Annotated in this window: 16 protein-coding genes; 12 read left to right on the top strand and 4 right to left on the bottom strand. The window is 28.4% G+C overall.

Annotated features, from left to right (window positions below; translation table 11 throughout):
* Positions 1 to 126 precede the first annotated feature (126 nt).
* The 7 genes from AMYT_RS03000 to AMYT_RS02970 all read left to right on the top strand — a co-directional run bounded on the left by AMYT_RS03000 (position 127) and on the right by AMYT_RS02970 (position 8,418).
* Positions 127 to 441, top strand: coding sequence for a DUF485 domain-containing protein (locus tag AMYT_RS03000; protein ID WP_114841090.1), 315 nt, complete (start codon positions 127 to 129; stop codon positions 439 to 441).
* The gene (locus AMYT_RS02995; RefSeq protein WP_114841089.1) at positions 441 to 2,093 is read left to right on the top strand and encodes a cation acetate symporter; all 1,653 of its coding nucleotides are present in this window, start codon (positions 441 to 443) and stop codon (positions 2,091 to 2,093) included. The genes AMYT_RS03000 and AMYT_RS02995 overlap by 1 nt, the downstream gene beginning before the upstream one ends.
* Before the next feature lie 154 nt (positions 2,094 to 2,247).
* Positions 2,248 to 4,089 (top strand): putative nucleotidyltransferase substrate binding domain-containing protein, encoded by a 1,842-nt coding sequence (locus tag AMYT_RS02990; RefSeq protein ID WP_114841088.1) that lies wholly within the window; start codon positions 2,248 to 2,250, stop codon positions 4,087 to 4,089.
* Positions 4,082 to 4,699 carry a 3'-5' exonuclease gene (locus AMYT_RS02985; protein ID WP_114841087.1) on the top strand — a complete coding sequence of 206 codons (618 nt, stop codon included), beginning with the start codon at positions 4,082 to 4,084 and terminating at the stop codon, positions 4,697 to 4,699. The genes AMYT_RS02990 and AMYT_RS02985 overlap by 8 nt, the downstream gene beginning before the upstream one ends.
* Before the next feature lie 73 nt (positions 4,700 to 4,772).
* On the top strand, positions 4,773 to 5,972 hold the full coding sequence (locus tag AMYT_RS02980) for an acetate kinase (protein WP_114841086.1): 1,200 nt from the start codon (positions 4,773 to 4,775) through the stop codon (positions 5,970 to 5,972).
* 209 nt (positions 5,973 to 6,181) lie between these two features.
* Positions 6,182 to 7,180: a phosphate acetyltransferase gene (gene pta, locus AMYT_RS02975; RefSeq protein ID WP_114841085.1), complete on the top strand. Its 999-nt coding sequence runs from the start codon at positions 6,182 to 6,184 to the stop codon at positions 7,178 to 7,180.
* A gap of 35 nt (positions 7,181 to 7,215) precedes the next feature.
* Entirely contained in the window at positions 7,216 to 8,418 is a 1,203-nt protein-coding gene (locus AMYT_RS02970) for an acetate/propionate family kinase (protein WP_114841084.1), read from the top strand.
* 74 nt (positions 8,419 to 8,492) lie between these two features.
* On the opposite strand, the gene sppA is transcribed toward AMYT_RS02970, so the two are convergent.
* The 3 genes from sppA to aroQ are packed head-to-tail and all read right to left on the bottom strand — an operon-like array spanning position 8,493 to position 11,075.
* Complete coding sequence (gene sppA / locus AMYT_RS02965; protein ID WP_114841083.1) at positions 8,493 to 9,380, bottom strand: signal peptide peptidase SppA; 888 nt, start codon at positions 9,378 to 9,380, stop codon at positions 8,493 to 8,495.
* Positions 9,373 to 10,596 (bottom strand): aminofutalosine deaminase family hydrolase, encoded by a 1,224-nt coding sequence (gene mqnF, locus AMYT_RS02960; protein WP_114841082.1) that lies wholly within the window; start codon positions 10,594 to 10,596, stop codon positions 9,373 to 9,375. Before mqnF ends, sppA begins: the two co-directional genes overlap by 8 nt.
* 5 nt (positions 10,597 to 10,601) lie before the next feature.
* Positions 10,602 to 11,075: a type II 3-dehydroquinate dehydratase gene (gene aroQ, locus AMYT_RS02955; protein ID WP_114841081.1), complete on the bottom strand. Its 474-nt coding sequence runs from the start codon at positions 11,073 to 11,075 to the stop codon at positions 10,602 to 10,604.
* Positions 11,076 to 11,141: 66 nt separating this feature from the next.
* On the opposite strand from aroQ, the gene AMYT_RS02950 reads away from it, so the two are divergent.
* The 3 genes from AMYT_RS02950 to mnmA all read left to right on the top strand — a co-directional run bounded on the left by AMYT_RS02950 (position 11,142) and on the right by mnmA (position 13,787).
* Positions 11,142 to 12,167 (top strand): M24 family metallopeptidase, encoded by a 1,026-nt coding sequence (locus AMYT_RS02950; protein ID WP_114841080.1) that lies wholly within the window; start codon positions 11,142 to 11,144, stop codon positions 12,165 to 12,167.
* Between the two features lie 104 nt (positions 12,168 to 12,271).
* A complete protein-coding gene (folK, locus tag AMYT_RS02945) occupies positions 12,272 to 12,757 on the top strand; it encodes a 2-amino-4-hydroxy-6-hydroxymethyldihydropteridine diphosphokinase (RefSeq protein WP_114841079.1) in 486 nt (161 codons plus the stop codon).
* Positions 12,750 to 13,787 carry a tRNA 2-thiouridine(34) synthase MnmA gene (gene mnmA / locus AMYT_RS02940; RefSeq protein ID WP_114841078.1) on the top strand — a complete coding sequence of 346 codons (1,038 nt, stop codon included), beginning with the start codon at positions 12,750 to 12,752 and terminating at the stop codon, positions 13,785 to 13,787. The genes folK and mnmA overlap by 8 nt, the downstream gene beginning before the upstream one ends.
* Positions 13,788 to 13,837: 50 nt before the next feature.
* Here the strand turns inward: mnmA and AMYT_RS02935 are convergent, their stop codons facing one another.
* Entirely contained in the window at positions 13,838 to 14,947 is a 1,110-nt protein-coding gene (locus AMYT_RS02935; protein WP_114841077.1) for an Opr family porin, read from the bottom strand.
* A 186-nt stretch (positions 14,948 to 15,133) separates the two neighbouring features.
* On the opposite strand from AMYT_RS02935, the gene AMYT_RS02930 reads away from it, so the two are divergent.
* Complete coding sequence (locus tag AMYT_RS02930) at positions 15,134 to 16,066, top strand: ribose-phosphate pyrophosphokinase (RefSeq protein WP_114841076.1); 933 nt, start codon at positions 15,134 to 15,136, stop codon at positions 16,064 to 16,066.
* Between the two features lie 79 nt (positions 16,067 to 16,145).
* Entirely contained in the window at positions 16,146 to 17,159 is a 1,014-nt protein-coding gene (locus AMYT_RS02925) for an OmpA family protein (RefSeq protein WP_114841075.1), read from the top strand.
* The last annotated feature ends 2 nt before the right edge of the window (positions 17,160 to 17,161 follow it).

The following is a 17,161-nucleotide window of genomic DNA, read 5'->3' as shown; positions in this document are numbered from 1 at the left end:
AGTATAATGAAACACTAGATAGCCAATGCTATTTTAATGCTACGAAGTCGATTTTAAGGTACTTTGAATAGTATTAAAATAGCTTCGCTAATAGTGTGAATTTCACTATACTTTAGGAGGAAGAGTATGAATGAAGAATTAGTAAACAAAATTAAAGCTAATCCTAAATATCAAGAATTAGTTTCAAAAAGAACTAGTTTTGCACTTAAGTTAGGAATTTTTGTTTTAGTTATGTTCTATGCTTACATTTTAACTATAGCATTTAATCCAAGCATTATGGGTATGAAAACAGGTGATGGAGTTATGACAATTGGCTTTCCTATTGGAGCAGCAATTATTATAATTAGTTTCTTTACAACACTAATTTATGTTAAAAGAGCAAATGGTGAGTTTGAAGATTTAACAAATGCAATTAAAGAAGATGTAAAGGATGAATTATAATGGCTAGAATTTTATTATTAATAACAACAATTTTTGCTATTTCACTTTTAGCAGCAGGAGATGCAAACTTTGAAGCATCAAAAAGAGAGCTAAATATTCCTGCAATTATTATGTTTTTTATATTTGTTGCTGGTACTTTAGCTATTACTTATTGGGCAGCAAGAAGAACTAAATCTGCAAGTGATTTCTATACAGCAGGTGGAGGAATTTCTGGATTTCAAAATGGAATGGCAATTGCTGGTGATTATATGTCTGCAGCTTCATTTTTAGGTATTTCTGGACTTGTTTATTTAAGTGGTTATGATGGACTTATTTATGCAGTTGGGTTTTTAGTTGGTTGGCCTGTAATTTTATTTTTAATGGCTGAAAAATTAAGAAACTTAGGTAAATTTACATTTGCAGATATTGCTGCTTATAGACTTGGACAAAAAGAGATTAGAACACTAGCTGCTTTTGGTTCATTATCTGTTGTAACTTTATATTTAATTGCACAAATGGTAGGTTCTGGAAAACTTATTCAAGTTCTATTTGGATTAGAGTATGAATATGCAGTTATTCTAGTTGGTGTTATGATGATTGTTTATGTAACATTTGGTGGTATGCTTGCAACTACTTGGGTTCAAATTATTAAAGCTATTTTATTATTATCAGGGGTTTCATTTATGGGATTTATGGTATTAATGCATTTTGGATTTAGTTTTGAAGCCTTAGCTACTAAAGCTGTTGAGACACACACAAAAGGTCAAGCTATTATGGCACCAGGTGGATTTATTTCTGACCCTATCTCTGCTATTTCTCTTGGTATGGCACTTATGTTAGGAACTGCTGGTCTTCCACATGTTCTTATGAGATTCTTTACAGTTGGTAATGCTAAAGAAGCTAGAAAATCTGTTGTTTATGCAACAGGATTTATTGGATATTTCTATTTAGTTATTGCAGTAATTGGTCTTGGTGCAATTGTTTTTCTTAACTCTCCTGAGGGTGCAAAATATTTTGTAGATGGAAAACTATTTGGTGGAAATAATATGGCTGCAATTCACCTATCTCATGTTGTTGGTGGAAATGTATTCTTAGGATTTATCTCTGCTGTTGCTTTTGCTACTATTTTAGCAGTTGTATCTGGATTAACACTAGCAGGAGCAAGTGCTATTTCTCATGATATTTATGCATCAGTTATTAATAAAAATGCAACTGAAGAGCAAGAGATTAGAATCTCTAAAATCGCAGTTATTGTTATTGGTATTGTTGGAGTTCTTTTAGGAATTGCATTTGAACAACAAAATATTGCATTTATGGTTGGTCTTGCATTTGCTATTGCCGCATCAGCAAACTTCCCAATTTTATTTTTATCAATTTATTGGTCAAAATTAACAACAAGAGGTGCAGTAATTGGTGGTTCTTTAGGATTATTAACAGCTGTAATTCTAGTTATTATTGGGCCTATTGTATGGGTACAAATTTTAGGAAATGCTGAGGCATTATTCCCTTATAAACACCCTGCACTATTCTCTGTAACTGTGGCATTTGTTGCTATATGGTTCTTCTCAATTACTGATAAGTCTCAAAGAGCAAAAGATGAAAGAATTGCTTTTGAAGCTCAAAATGTTAGAGCTGAAACTGGTTTTGGTGCTGAAGGTGCTGTAAGCCACTAAAGATTAAAGAGGTCTTTGCCTCTTTAATTTTTTACTATTTGAAACATATTATTTTCTAACCATAACTCTTTTATTTATTAATAATTTTCTCAGTCTTTTATGATTATTTATATGATAATCTTTAAACATATAAATTATACTATAAAGATAAAAAATGAGCACGCAAGAACAAATAAACTTTATAAAATCAATCTATCCTTTTGATCAGTTAAATAAAACTGAAATAGAAGAGTTTTCTCAAAATCTTGATATTTTATATTTTAAAAAAAATGAAATATTACAAAAAGAGGGAGAAAAACCTGAAAAACTCTATTTGATAATGAAAGGTATTGTTCAAGAAAAACTTGATGAAGAGACTTTATCAATCTACTCAGTAAATGAATTCTTTGATCCAGTTTCTTTAATAGAAAATTTTTCTAAACATAGTTTTATTACAGCACAAGAAACTATTTGTTATACCTTACCAAGAAAGGTATTTATTGATATTTTAAGAAGAAATCAAAAACTTGAAAAATACTTTTTTCAATCAATTTCTGAAAAATTAAATAGCAATTTACTTTATGAAAAGAATAAAGATTTAGCAAATATAATGGTTGCAAAAGTTAAAGATGCAAATGTTCACAGAGCAATAATTCTACCTTATGAAACTTCAATTTATGATGCAGTTACAACAATAAAAAAAGAAAAAGTTCCTACTTTATTGTTAAAAGATAATAAAGGAGAAATATATATTGTAACAGACTCAGATTTTAGAGAAAAAGTAATCTTAAATAGAATGGATTTTGATGATATAGTAGGTAAGATTTCAAATAGTGGTTTAGTTTATGTAAATGAAAATGATTTTTTATTTAATGCACAACTTATTATGTCAAAGCACGCACTTAAAAGATTGGTTGTAAAAAATGATAATAATGAAATTGTAGGAATTATAGACCAAATCTCTTTATCTTCATTTTTTGCTACTCATACTTTTTCAGTTTCAAGCAAAATTGATAAAGCTGAAACATTAGAAGAGTTAAAAAATATTTCAAATGGATTTTTAAAAATTATAAAATCACTAAATGCAAAAGGTGTAAAAATCACATTTATTTCTAAATTAATTAACCAATTAAATAGAAAACTACTTGATAAAATCTTTAATATAACTGCACCAAAAGAACTTTTAGGTAAGTCTGCACTTTTAGTTATGGGAAGTGAAGGAAGAGGTGAACAAATTCTTAAAACAGACCAAGATAATGCCCTAATAATTGCAGATGATTGTTCTTTAAGCAATGAAGAAATACATAAATTTGCTAAAAATTTCACTGAAATATTAGTGGATTTTGGTTTTCCTAGATGTGAGGGAAATATTATGGTATCAAATCCTTATTGGTGTAGAAGACATAGTGACTTTAAAGAGTTACTATTTTCTTGGGTTTCAGGAAAAACTGGTGATGATTTTATGAATTTAGCAATTTTTTATGATGCAGTATGTGCAAGTGGAAATTTAGAACTTTTAACTTCACTAAAAGAGTATTTATTTAAAGTTGGTTCAAATTCTCAAAGTTTTTATATGCATTTTGCAAAAATTATTACAAGTTTTGATGTACCCCTTGGTTTCTTTGATGGTTTTGTATTTGATAGCAATGATAAAAACCATAAAAATGAAATTGATATAAAAAGAGGTGGTATTTTTATTATTGTTCAAAGTATAAGAGCTTTAAGTTTAGAAAATAAATTACTAAGAACAAATACTATTAAAAGAATTAGAGAACTGCAAAGTTTAAATATTTTAGAAGAGGAGTTCTCTAAAGAGTTAGAAGAAGCTTTTAATTTTTTACTAACATTAAAACTAAAATCAAATCTAGAAAAATTAGATTCTGGAAAAAATATCAATAATTATATTAATCCTGAAGATTTAAATACAATGGAAAAAGATTTATTAAAAGATAGTTTTAAAATTGTAAATAAATTAAAGAAAAAATTAGAATACCATTATAAGTTGAACTATGTTTAATAAAATAAGAAACTATTTTAATAAAAAAAATTTAAAAGATTCTAAGTACTTATATTTATTTGATAAACCTTTAGAAAATGAATATATCTGTTTTGATTGTGAAACAACAGGTCTTAATCCAAAAGAAGATGATATTATTTCTATTGGTGCAGTTTTAATAAAAGATAATACTATAGTTGCAAGTAAAAAATTTGTTAAGTTTATAAAACCTAAAACCAAACTACAAGAAGAGGCAATTAAAGTTCATTATATTAGAGAGTGTGATTTAGAAGATGCTGAAGATATTGATGAAGTTATTGAAGAATTTTTACAATTTATAGGAAATAGAAAATTAGTAGGTTACTTCTTAGAATTTGATATAGCAATGATTAATAAGTATCTTATTAAAAAATTGGGAATTAAACTTCCAAATAAAGCCTATGAAGTTTCAGCTATATATTATGACTGGAAAATGGAAGCAATTCCTCAAGGGCATATAGATTTAAGATTTGATACTCTTATGAAAGATTTAGAAATTCCTAAAATGGGGAAACATGATGCTTATAATGATGCAGTTATGACTGCAATGATGTTTCTAAAACTTAAAAATCAGGCAAAAGTTAAAATTTAGTACATAAATATTACATATTTTTTACATAACCTTTGGCTATAATTTATCAATTTTACAAGAAAGGGTAAAAAATATGTTAGTGTTAATTTTAAATGCGGGTAGTTCATCTTTAAAATACCAACTAATGAATCATGCAACTCATGATGTATTTGCATCAGGACTTGCAGAAAGAATTGGTATTGATGGAAGACTAGTGCATGAAGCAAAAGGTACTAAAACAGTAAAAGAAGTTAATCTTCCAACTCATAAAGAGGCTATTGAGTTAGTTTTAGATCTTTTAGCAAATGGAGCACAAAAAGTTATTGATTCAGTTGAAAAAGATATTGATGCTATTGGACATAGGGTTGTTCATGGTGGAGAATATTTTTCAAAATCAGTAATTATAGATGAAAATGTTGTTGCAAAATTAGAAAGACTTATTCCACTTGCACCTTTACATAATCCTGCACATATTATGGGTATTAAAATCTGTATGGAACTAATGCCTGGAAAACCAAATGTTGCAGTATTTGATACGGCATTTCATCAAACTATGGAACCTAGCACTTATATGTATGCTGTACCTTATGAAGATTATAAGGAGCATGGAGTTAGAAAATATGGTTTTCATGGAACTAGCCATTACTTTGTGTCAAATGAAGCTTCAAAACTACTAAATAAACAAAATTCAAAAATTATTGTTTGTCACTTAGGAAATGGTTCATCAATTTGTGCAGTTAAAGATGGAAAATCTATTGATACTTCGATGGGATTAACTCCTTTAGAAGGTCTTGTTATGGGAACTAGAAGTGGTGATTTAGATCCAGCAGTAATTTCTTATTTAATGCAAAAAAAAGAGATGAGTGCAGAACAAATAGTTGATTATTTAAATAAAAAATCTGGACTATTAGGTATTTCTGGAATTAGTTCTGATTTAAGAGAGATAATAGAAGCTAGTACAAAAGGTGATGAGAGAGCTATGCTATCAATAGATATGAAATGTAATAGAATTAAAAAATATATCTGTTCTTATGCTGGAGTATTAGGTGGAGTAGATGCTATATGCTTCACAGCTGGTGTTGGTGAAAATGCTAGCCTTATTAGAGAAAAAGTTTGTCAAGGCCTAGTGTTTATGGGAATTGAACTTGATAAAGAAAAAAATGATACAAGACAATCAGGAAAAAGAGAGATAAATACTGAGTCTTCAAAAACTAAAATTTTTGTAATTCCTACTAATGAAGAGTATGTTATTGCAAATGACACTTATACTTTAGTAAAAGATTTATATAAGTAAAAGCCACAGCTTTTACTTATTTATTTTTTGCTCTTTAAATTTTTATAAAATTCTTCACAACTTCTATACTTTTTTACTAAATATGTACAATTATTATACAAAACCCCTATAAAATGTATAGATTTTTTTTTAAAATGCTATGTTATTGCTATTTTAATGCTACACTTTTCTTTTATAATTTATAACGAATCTAAATAAAGGATATATAAATGAGTCTAATTAATAGTATTAAAAATAATGCTAAAACAAAGCTTAGAACTATCGTTCTTCCTGAACCAGAAGATGAAAGAGTATTAAAAGCTGCACAACAAGTTTTAGAAGATAAAACAGCTAATATTATCCTAATTGGAAATGAAGAGACTATTAAAGCTGATGCACAAAAATGTGGTGCAAATATTGATGGTGCTACGATTGTAGATCCAAAGAAATTTGATAATATTGATACATATATTGATGAATTAGTTGAGCTTAGAAAATCTAAAGGTTTAACAAGGCAAGAAGCTACTGAAATTATGACAACTGAACCTAGATTTTTTGGTTGTATGATGGTTAGACTTAAAGATGCAGATGGATTAGTTGCAGGTTCAAACTCTCCTACTGCTGATGTATTAAGAGCTGCAATTCAAGTTATTAAAACTGCTCCTGGTATTAATACGGTATCTTCTGCATTTATAATGGAGACAAAAGATGGGCAATTTGGTGACAATGGATTAATTTTATTTGCTGATTGCGCAGTTTTACCAGATCCAAATTCAGAACAATTAGCTGATATTGCTGCAAGTACTGCTGCAACTGCAAAAAATGTTGTAGGATTAGATCCAAGAGTTGCTATGCTATCTTTTTCTACAATGGGAAGCGCAGAACATCCACTTGTATCAAAAGTACAACAAGCAGTTCAAATTTTAAAAGATAGAAATGTTGATTTTAAATTTGATGGTGAAATGCAAGCTGATGCTGCAATTATTCCATCAATTGGTCAAAAGAAAGCTCCTGAAAGTAAAGTTGCAGGAACTGCAAATGTTTTAGTATTCCCTGATTTACAATCTGGAAATATTGGATATAAATTAGTTCAAAGATTTGCAGGTGCAGATGCTCATGGACCAATTGTTCAAGGTTTAGCAAAACCAGTTAATGACCTATCAAGAGGTTGTTCAGTTGAGGATATTGCAAATTTAGTAGCAATTACAGCAACACAAGTAGTAGATTAATAAATATATTTTAAACAAAAGAGGGAGAGTAAAATATGAAAGTTTTTATTTTAAATGCGGGAAGTTCATCTTTAAAATACCAATTAATGAATCCAATTAATAAAGAAGTTTTTGCAGTAGGTATTTGTGAAAGAATAGGTATTGATGGTGTTTTAAAGCATGAGTTTGGTGATGGTAAAAAATTAAAAATTGATGTTTCTATGCCAACACATAAAGAAGCTATTGAATTAGTATTAAGAACTTTAACAGAGGGAGAGGGTAAAGTTATTAATTCTATTAATGATATTGAAGCTATTGGACATAGAGCAGTACATGGTGGTGAAGAGTTTGCTTCTTCAGTTATGGTTACAGAAAAAGTAATTGAAACTATGAAAAGATTAATTCCTTTAGCACCTTTACATAACCCAGCAAATATTATGGGAATGGAAATCTGTCAAGAATTAATGCCAGGTATTCCAAATGTAGCTGTATTTGACACAGCATTTCACCAAACAATGCCTGATTACGCATTTATGTATGCTTTACCATATGAACAATATTCAAAACATGGAATTAGAAAATATGGTTTCCATGGAACTTCTCACTACTTTGTTTCAAATGAAGCAAGAGGAATGCTAGATAAAAAACATAATACAAGAATTATTGTATGTCACTTAGGAAATGGTTCTTCTGTTTCTGCTGTATTAAATGGAAAATGTATTGATACTTCTATGGGTCTTACTCCTGTTCAAGGTTTAATGATGGGAACAAGAGCTGGAGATGTAGGAGCTGGTGCAATTTCTTATATGATGAGTCAAGAAGGACTTACTATAAATGAAACTTTAGATATTATGAATAAAAAATCAGGTATCTTAGGTATTTCTGGAAAATCTTCTGACCTTAGAGAGGTATTAGAAGGTATGCAAGAAGGTGATGATAGATGTAGATTAGCAGTGGAAATGGTTGCTTATAATATTAAAAAATATGTTGGATCATATGTTGCTGCACTTGATGGTGTTGATGCTTTATGTTTTACAGGTGGAATTGGGGAGAATTCTGCTTTAATTAGAGAAATTGTATGTGCAGGTCTAGATGGAATGGGATTAATTATTGACCCTACTAAAAATAATAAAAGATCAAGCCAAGCTAGAGATATTGCTACAAATAGCTCTGCTGCTAGAATCTTTGTTATTCCTACAAATGAAGAGTATGTTATTGCAAATGATACATACAAAATCGTTTCTGGACTTCAAAAATAAACAAATATACTTCACAAATAAAAAAGGGGAAGCTTTAAAAACTTCCCCTTTTTTTATTATTTAAAAAAATTAATTTAATATGCTTTTAATCCATCCATAAATTTTACAGAAAAATTTGTAACTGCTTCACTAATTAATTTATCTAAAAACTTATCAAACTTATCTTCTTTTTTCCAAATTGGATAACTAACTTTAGATAACTTTATAAGTTCATTTTGTGCATAAGTTAAAGTTGCTACCTCATCAATTAATTTTACAGCTTTTGCTTGTCTTGCAGTAAAAATATGAGCATCAGCAAACTCTTTATGATTTTCTTTTTTTAATTTTCTAGCACTACTTACATCAGTTATAAATATATCATATGTATCATTTATAACTTTTTCAAGTTCTTCTTTTTCATAAGTAGCCCAAGCTCTTGTAGGTGTTCCTGCTTCTTTATATTTACCAATTTTAACTGTTTGTGTTTTTACACCTATTTTTTCCATTAGCTCTTCAACATTAGCACCTTGAAAAATTACTCCAATAGAACCAATCATACTACCAGGATTTGCAATAATTTTATTAGCCCAAATAGAAGCATAATAACTTCCACTAGCCATCACTCCACTTGCATAAGCTACAACTGGTTTAAGTGCACTTAACTCTTTTATTGCATAAGCAATTTCAACTGAAGGAGCAACTGCTCCACCAGGAGAATTTACTACAAATAAAACTCCTTTTATATTACTACTATTTTTTGCTTGTGTAATTTGCTCAAGTACTTTTGAAGCATCCATTATTGGGCCATTTAACTCAATTTTTTGTAAATTGGCATTACTTTGAGTTGAAGTTAATGTTGCTTCATTTGTATCAAAAACTACAAAATAGATAATTGTTAAAAAAACTACTGTTTTAAAATATTTTGTAATAAAATCTAAAATAGCAATAATAGGAGAAAATAACCATTTTAAAAAATTAAACATCTTTTCCTCCAATAATTGTTCTTTTTACATATTTAGTATGTAAAATAATATGTGTTGCTAAATCCTCTTTAGCTTTTATTTTATCAGGCAAAGTTATAGCAATTATATCTGCATCTTTTTGTTTTTTCAACTCTCCTTTATTTAAACCTAAAGCTTTAGCACCATTTATTGTAGCAGCTTTTAAAACTTTTGAAGCAAAAGAGTTTATTTCAAAATCCACATGCATCATTAATACATTTCTTAATTCATCAAACATAGATAAAGAGTTATTAGAACTAAGTCCATCTGTTCCTATGGCAAAATTAATTCCTTTTAATTTTTCTAAATCTAATTTTGTATTATTTAAAACTCTATTTGAAGTTACACAATGATTAATTGTTGCATCTAATTGTTTTATTTTTGCTAAATCATTATCACTTGCTTCTACACAATGGGTAAATGAAAGATTTTTTAATCCTTCAAATTGGTTTAAAAATTCCATAGGTTTAGTTACAGCTTTTTCTTGTCCTAAAAAGTTTTTAAAAAATTCTAAAAATCCACCCTCATCTTTATGTAACCAATCAAACTCTTCAGGAGATTCTAAAAAGTGAGAACTAACTGCTAAGTTTTTTTCTTTTGCAAGTTTTAAACTCTCTTTAATTAAAACTGGATGAACAGAGTAAGGAGAGTGTATAGCAATTGCAGGGAAAAAACTCTCATTTTGATTTTTTATACTATTTTCAAGTCTTGCTTTAAAATCAGCAAATAAAGCATCAATCATATCTGCTTTACTTCCTATTACTTCATTAAAATATACTACATTAATAGGTGTTTGTAAACAAGCTTGCATATCAAAACCATAAGATGAAATAGCACCAATTGTTGTAGTTCCACTTTTTTTCATCTTTTCAAGTTTTTTAGAAATTAACTTATTATTTGCTTTTTGTACTAATTCATCTCTTGAAGCAATAACTGAATTTAGCCATAACATAAAATTTCCATATTTTAAAGTAGTTGAGTTTGAACTAAATTCTAAATGTACATGAGAGTTAATTAATCCGGGCATTAAAACAGAATTTTCTTCTAGTCTTTCAATTTCAACTGATGGATAGTTTTTTTGAATATTTTCTAAAGTATCAACATCTATAATTTGTTTATTATAAACAATAGCACCATCTTCTATGATGCCACTGTTTTCATCGCAGGTAAAAACCCACTTTGCAGCTAAAATTTTCATTTTAATTATTGTTCTTTTGCGTCGTGTGCTTCTTGTACTGCTTTAATTTCTGAGATCATTTGCATTAATGAAATTAGTGCTAAATGGTATCCAAAAGGACCAAATCCAGAAATAACTCCTGTACTTGCACCAGCTGTAATTGATTTTTGTCTATACTCTTCTCTTTTATAAATATTTGAAATATGTACCTCTACAACAGGAAGACTTACTGCACTTAAAGCATCTTTTATTGCAATAGAAGTATGAGAATATGCAGCTGGGTTAATAATAATTCCATCTACTTCTCCTAAACACTCTTGAATTCTATCTACAATTTCACCTTCTAAATTTGATTGAAAAAATTCTAATTCAACTCCGTGTTGGTCTGCACTTGCTTTCATTTGTTCATGGATTTGATCTAAAGTCATAGGACCATAAATATGTTTTTCTCTTACACCTAACATATTTAAATTTGGACCTTGTATCACTGCGATTTTCATATTATATTTCCTTTTATAAAATTTAGGTAAGATTATATTAAAATTTTTGTTAATGAAAGATGAGTTATGCAAAACTATATACTAAGAGATGAGAATGCTATCTACTATGAATGTGGATTTTCTTGCGATAATGTGATATTTATTAGTTTAGGAAGTGAAAAGTTTTTTCTTACTGATGCAAGATATATTCTTGAAGCAAAAGAGTATGCAAAAGATTGTTCAATTATTGAAGCAAATGATTTATTGACTACTGCAAAAGCTTTATTAAAAGATAGTAAGATAAAAAAACTTACTTTTGACCCAAATGATTTTACTTATTATGCTTATTCAAAATTATCTAGCGAATTGGATATTGAATTTATTGAAGAGTTAAACTTTTCAAAATTAAAAAGAGTAGTTAAAAGTGATGATGAAATAGCCATCTTAAGTAAAGCTGCAATTTTAGGTAGAGAAGGTTTTAAAAATCTTGCTAAATATATAAGAAAAAATGGTTTTGAACAAAAAGAACAATTTATAAATTTTAAAGCTATTGAAAAGATGAGTCAGCAAGGAAAATTTGCTTTAAGTTTTGACCCAATAGTTGCAATAAATGAAAATGCAGCAAAACCCCATGCACTTCCAACTAAAAAAAGATTAAAATTAAATGATTTACTTTTAGTTGATGCAGGAATAAAATATAAAAGATATTGTTCAGATAGAACGTGTACTTCACATGTTGATTTTGAAAATTTTTCTTTTAAAAGAGAACAAAAATTTAAAAATAAAAAACATCAAAAAATTTATGATTTAGTTTTAAAAGCTCAACAAACTGCTATTAAACATGCAAAAATAGGAATGAAAGCATCTCAAATTGATTCTCTTGCAAGAGATATAATTACAAAAGCAGGATATGGAAAATATTTTGTACATAGTACAGGTCATGGAGTGGGACTTGATATTCATGAATTTCCAATAATTAGTTCAAAATCAGATACTATTATTGAAGAGAATATGGTATTTACTATCGAACCTGGTATTTATCTTCCTAATGAGTTTGGAGTTAGAATTGAAGATACAGTTGCTATGATAGATGGAAAAGCTATAATCTTATAATCCCTACTTTTTTAGTCAAGTTTAATATATTTTATATAATATTTCATATTTTTTAAGAAAAATAAACTTGACTATTTTACTATACTTTTATTTTTTGGAGAAATATGAAAAAAAAATTAAATGATGATTTGACACTATACTATAGTAGCAATTTTCCTTATATTTCAAAAAAGCAATCAAGAAAAAAATACTTTGTAACTATAGGAATTGGGGGGAATCTAGGAAATGTAAAAAAAAGATTTGATAAGTTATTCTTATATTTTATGAGTGATACTAGATTTGATATAGTTATGACAAGCCCCCTACTTTTAAACCCTCCTTTTGGTTTTTTGGAACAAAATCACTTTTTAAATGGTATAATTGCACTTCAAACAAATCTTAGCGTTAATGAGTTTTTTAAAAATATGCAAAGATTAGAAAATAGATTCAAAAGAACTCGCTCTTTTAAAAATGCTGCAAGAACACTTGATATTGATATAATTTTTTTTCATAATAAAAAAATCAATACAGATAAATTAACTATTCCACATAAGTTTTGGCATACAAGAGAGTCCGTAGTTATTCCCTTAGAAAGGATGTTAAATGGCTAAAAAAGTAATGGTAGGTATGAGTGGTGGTATTGATTCATCAGTTACAGCTTATATGCTTCAACAAGAAGGATATGAGGTAGAAGGAGTTTATTTAAAACTTCATAATAGAACTGATGGTTATCACGAGTCAAATATCGGCTATATAGAAAATGTTGCAAAATTTCTTGGTATTAAATACCATGTATTAGATATTGCTGATGAATTTACTAAAGAGGTTTATGATTATTTTGTAAACTCATATTTAGAAGGAACAACTCCAAACCCATGTGTAAAATGTAATAGACAGATTAAATTTGGAAAAATGCTTGAATTTGCTAAAGCAAATGGTGCATCATATTTAGCAACTGGACATTATGCAAAAACAGATGGGAAGTTTATCTATGAAGCAGATGATAAAACAAAAGACCAAAGTTATTTTCTTTCTCAAGTTGAAAAAGAAGCATTAGAATATATGATGTTTCCAATGAGTACATATAAAAAAGAAGATATTATTAAGTTTGGGGCTAAATTAGGTGATGCTTATAAAAGAATTACTGAAAAAAATGAATCTCAAGAGATTTGTTTTGTTGATACAGTATATACTGATGTTATTAAAAAACATGCAAATATTGACCAACCAGGAGTTGTACTTGATGAAGAAGGAAATGAAGTAGGAACTCATAAAGGTTATATGCACTATACAATTGGTAAAAGAAGAGGTTTTACAGTTCATGGAGCCCATGACCCACACTTTGTAAAATCTTTAAATCCAAAAGATAATACTATTATAGTAGGAAAGAAAGATTCATTAGAAGTTAATAATGTACTTGCAAATCAACTAAATATGTATGTTGAAGATAAAAATTTCACTTGTGGTGTAAAATTAAGATATAGAAGTACTACAATTCCTTGTGAGGTATCTATTGAAAATGATACTGCAACTATTAAACTTGAAAATTCTGCATTTGGTGTTGCAACTGGGCAATTGGCAGTTTTTTATATGGGTGAAAAAGTAATTGGAAGTGGTTGGATTACAAGCGCTACTAAATAAGCTTTAAATAATCTAAGAGAGCAGTAGGAAAACTCTCTTAGATTTATTTGCTAAAAGCTATATGAAAGAGTCAAACTAGCATATTCATTATCATTTGTATCTGAATCTTTATCATCTGCATCAATATTTACGTATAGTACTCCCACACTTAAAGAATCTGTTATTTTATATCCAACAGTTAAATTAAGTTCATTTTCATCATAATTTGATGAACTATATTCAGTAGCACTATATAAAGCCCCTAACTCAATACCTGCAACCTCGTATCCTAATGTTCCATAAAAAGTCTTAGCATCAGCACTATAAAGTTGATTTCCTGAATCCATAAGATTTATATTATCTCCATATGTATCCATTAACCCAATTCCATATTTACTATCAGTTTTAATATAACCAATGCTTGCACTAATACCAGCAATTGTTGTACCAACTTCTAAATTTAAAATATTTCCATCATCTGTTGTATCATTTTTAGCTTTATTATCCACATTACTTGAAGCATAATGTGCAATTGCACTAAAAATATCCGATGAATAAGAGGCTTTTAAACCATAAAAATCAACAGCATCAGGTGCAGAATAAAAATACGGATTAAATTCTACATCTTTTATACCATTATATTTTACATCTAAAACATAAGCACCTTTTTTTGTAAGTTCAGTAAAATCTGAACTTTCATCTTCATCTGAAGTTGCTTGTCTATGTGTATATCCTGCAACAATTGTTGTATCAGGAATTGCAGTTATTGCAGCAACAACTGCTTCATTATAATCTCCTAACCACTCTAAATCAATTACTTGTCTACCAAGTGTTAAAGAGAAATCTTTATTTGCATATTTAATATTTGCTTCTGTTATAATAGCATCGTTTACAAAAGAGTTTTCATAATCATCTTCTTCTACTTCTGAAAACTCATGATTGCCTCTAAAAGCCATTTTCGCGCTAAAGCCTTTATAAGAATCTGTTTCATACCCTAATCCAATAGTTCCCGCTGTAAAACCTGAGTTTTTTACCCCATCTTTATTATCAGTTTTTATAGTATATAAAGTAATATCCCCGCTTACTTTACCATTTTTAAATGCTTCATCAATAGAATCTGCTGCTACTAATGTAGAAGCACTTAAAAGTAATGCACATGTGTATAAACTAATTTTTTTCATATTTCCCCTTTCGATTTTTAGAAAAACATCATCATTATAACACCCTTAGAAAATATTATATACAGTTTATTTGTATATAAATTAGACATTTTCAAAAGTTATTTTTTATAATTTTATTCCTAAATTCTATATAAGAAGAATTTAGATAAAATCGCAAAATAAATACTTTATTCAAGGAAAATTATAATGTCATGTTTTAAACTTTTTAGTGGTTCTGCGAACCCTGAGTTTGCTAGGAAAGTCGGTGAGTATCTTAATGAACCAATAGGTGAAGCAACCCTAAATAAATTTAGTGATGGAGAGATTTCTGTTCAAATCACAGAAAGTGTTAGAGGTCAAGATGTATTTATTATTCAACCTACTTGTGCTCCAACAAACGACAATTTAATGGAATTATTAATTATGATTGATGCATTAAAAAGATCAAGTGCAAAATCAATTTCTGCTGTTATTCCTTATTATGGATATGCAAGACAAGATAGAAAAGCTGCTCCTAGAGTTCCAATTTCTGCAAAACTTGTTGCTGATTTATTAGAAAAAGCAGGGATTAACAGAGTTATTACTATTGATTTACATGCTGCACAAATTCAAGGTTTTTTTAATGTACCAGTTGATAATTTATTTGGTTCTATTATGTTTGTTAATTATATAAAATCTAAAAAATTAGCTAATCCAATTATTGCAAGTCCAGATATTGGTGGAGTAGCACGTGCTAGAAGTTATGCTAATAAATTAGGATATGATTTAGTAATTGTTGATAAAAAAAGAGAAAAAGCAAATGTTTCTGAAGTTATGAATATCATTGGAGATGTTAATGGGAAAGATGTTATCCTTGTAGATGATATGGTTGATACTGCTGGTACATTAGTTAAAGCAGCTGAAGTACTTAAAAAGAAAGGTGCAACTTCTGTGATGGCATGTTGTACACATGGAGTATTAAGTGGTCCAGCTTATGAAAGAATTGAAAATGGTGTTTTAGATGAATTAGTTATCTCAGATACTATTCCATCAAAACAAACTTCTAGTAAAATTACTGTTTTAACGGCTTCTGAGATTATTGGTGAAACAATTAAAAGAATTCACAATAATGAATCAGTAAACTCAATATTTAAATATTAAACTATTTTTAATGTTTAAATAATATAAAATATAATTTTTGGTATAATATCAAAAATTATTTTTTACAAGGATAAAAATTATGAAAAAACTGTTATTATCGACAATCGCGTGTGCAAGTTTAGTATTTGCGCAAAGTGAATATAAATATGAAATTACTCCACTTGTTGGAGGAGTAGTAACTGAAGGTAATATGAATTTGGATGACCACTATGGAGTGGGGGGATTAAGTTTAGGCTTCAATCTTGAAAATAGCATGTTTGATCAAATTGAATTAGGTTTCTTAACAAGTCTTGGAGATGTTGATTATTCAGATAATAAAGATACATCTGTAACAAGAATTTTCTCTAACTTAATTAAAGAGTATGAATTATCAGCTAAAAGTTCTTTATATGCTTTAATTGGAGCTGGAGTTGAAGTTTATCAAAATGAAGCTTTTAAAAATGAAAGTGGTTTATTTGGAAACTATGGTGTAGGTTTTAAATATAAAATCAATGATAACATGGCATTAAAAACTGATATTAGACATTTAATTGAAACTGATCATGGTGATAATAATCTAATTTATACAGTTGGATTAGCAATACCTTTTGGTAAAAAAGCTGCTCCTGTTGTGGAAGAAAAACCAGCAGTTGTTGAACAAAAAGTTATTGAGCCTACACCTGTTGAATTAGATTCAGATAATGATGGAGTTGTAGATTCATTAGATAAGTGTCCAAATACTCCAAAAGGTGATATTGTAGATGAAACAGGTTGTTCTTTAAAAGTAGATTTAAATATTAATTTTAATTTTGATAGTGCAAAAATCAATAACTCATATGATTCAAAAATTAAAAAATTTGCTGAATTTATGAAAAAATATCCAAGCACTAAAGCTAAAATTGAAGCACATACTGATTCAATTGGAAGTGATGAATATAACCAAAAACTATCTGAAAGAAGAGCTGCATCAACTGTAAAAGCTTTAAAAGCTTATAATATTGATGAAAATAGATTAAAATCTTTTGGATATGGTGAATCAAAACCACTTGCTACAAATGATACAAAAGATGGTAGAGCTCAAAATAGAAGAGTAGAAGCTACTATTCAAAAATAACT

Source organism: Malaciobacter mytili LMG 24559 (assembly GCF_003346775.1).
Lineage (GTDB): Bacteria > Campylobacterota > Campylobacteria > Campylobacterales > Arcobacteraceae > Malaciobacter > Malaciobacter mytili.
The sequence above is the reverse complement of the archived record's forward strand: the minus strand, read 5'-3'. Positions and strand labels throughout refer to the sequence as shown.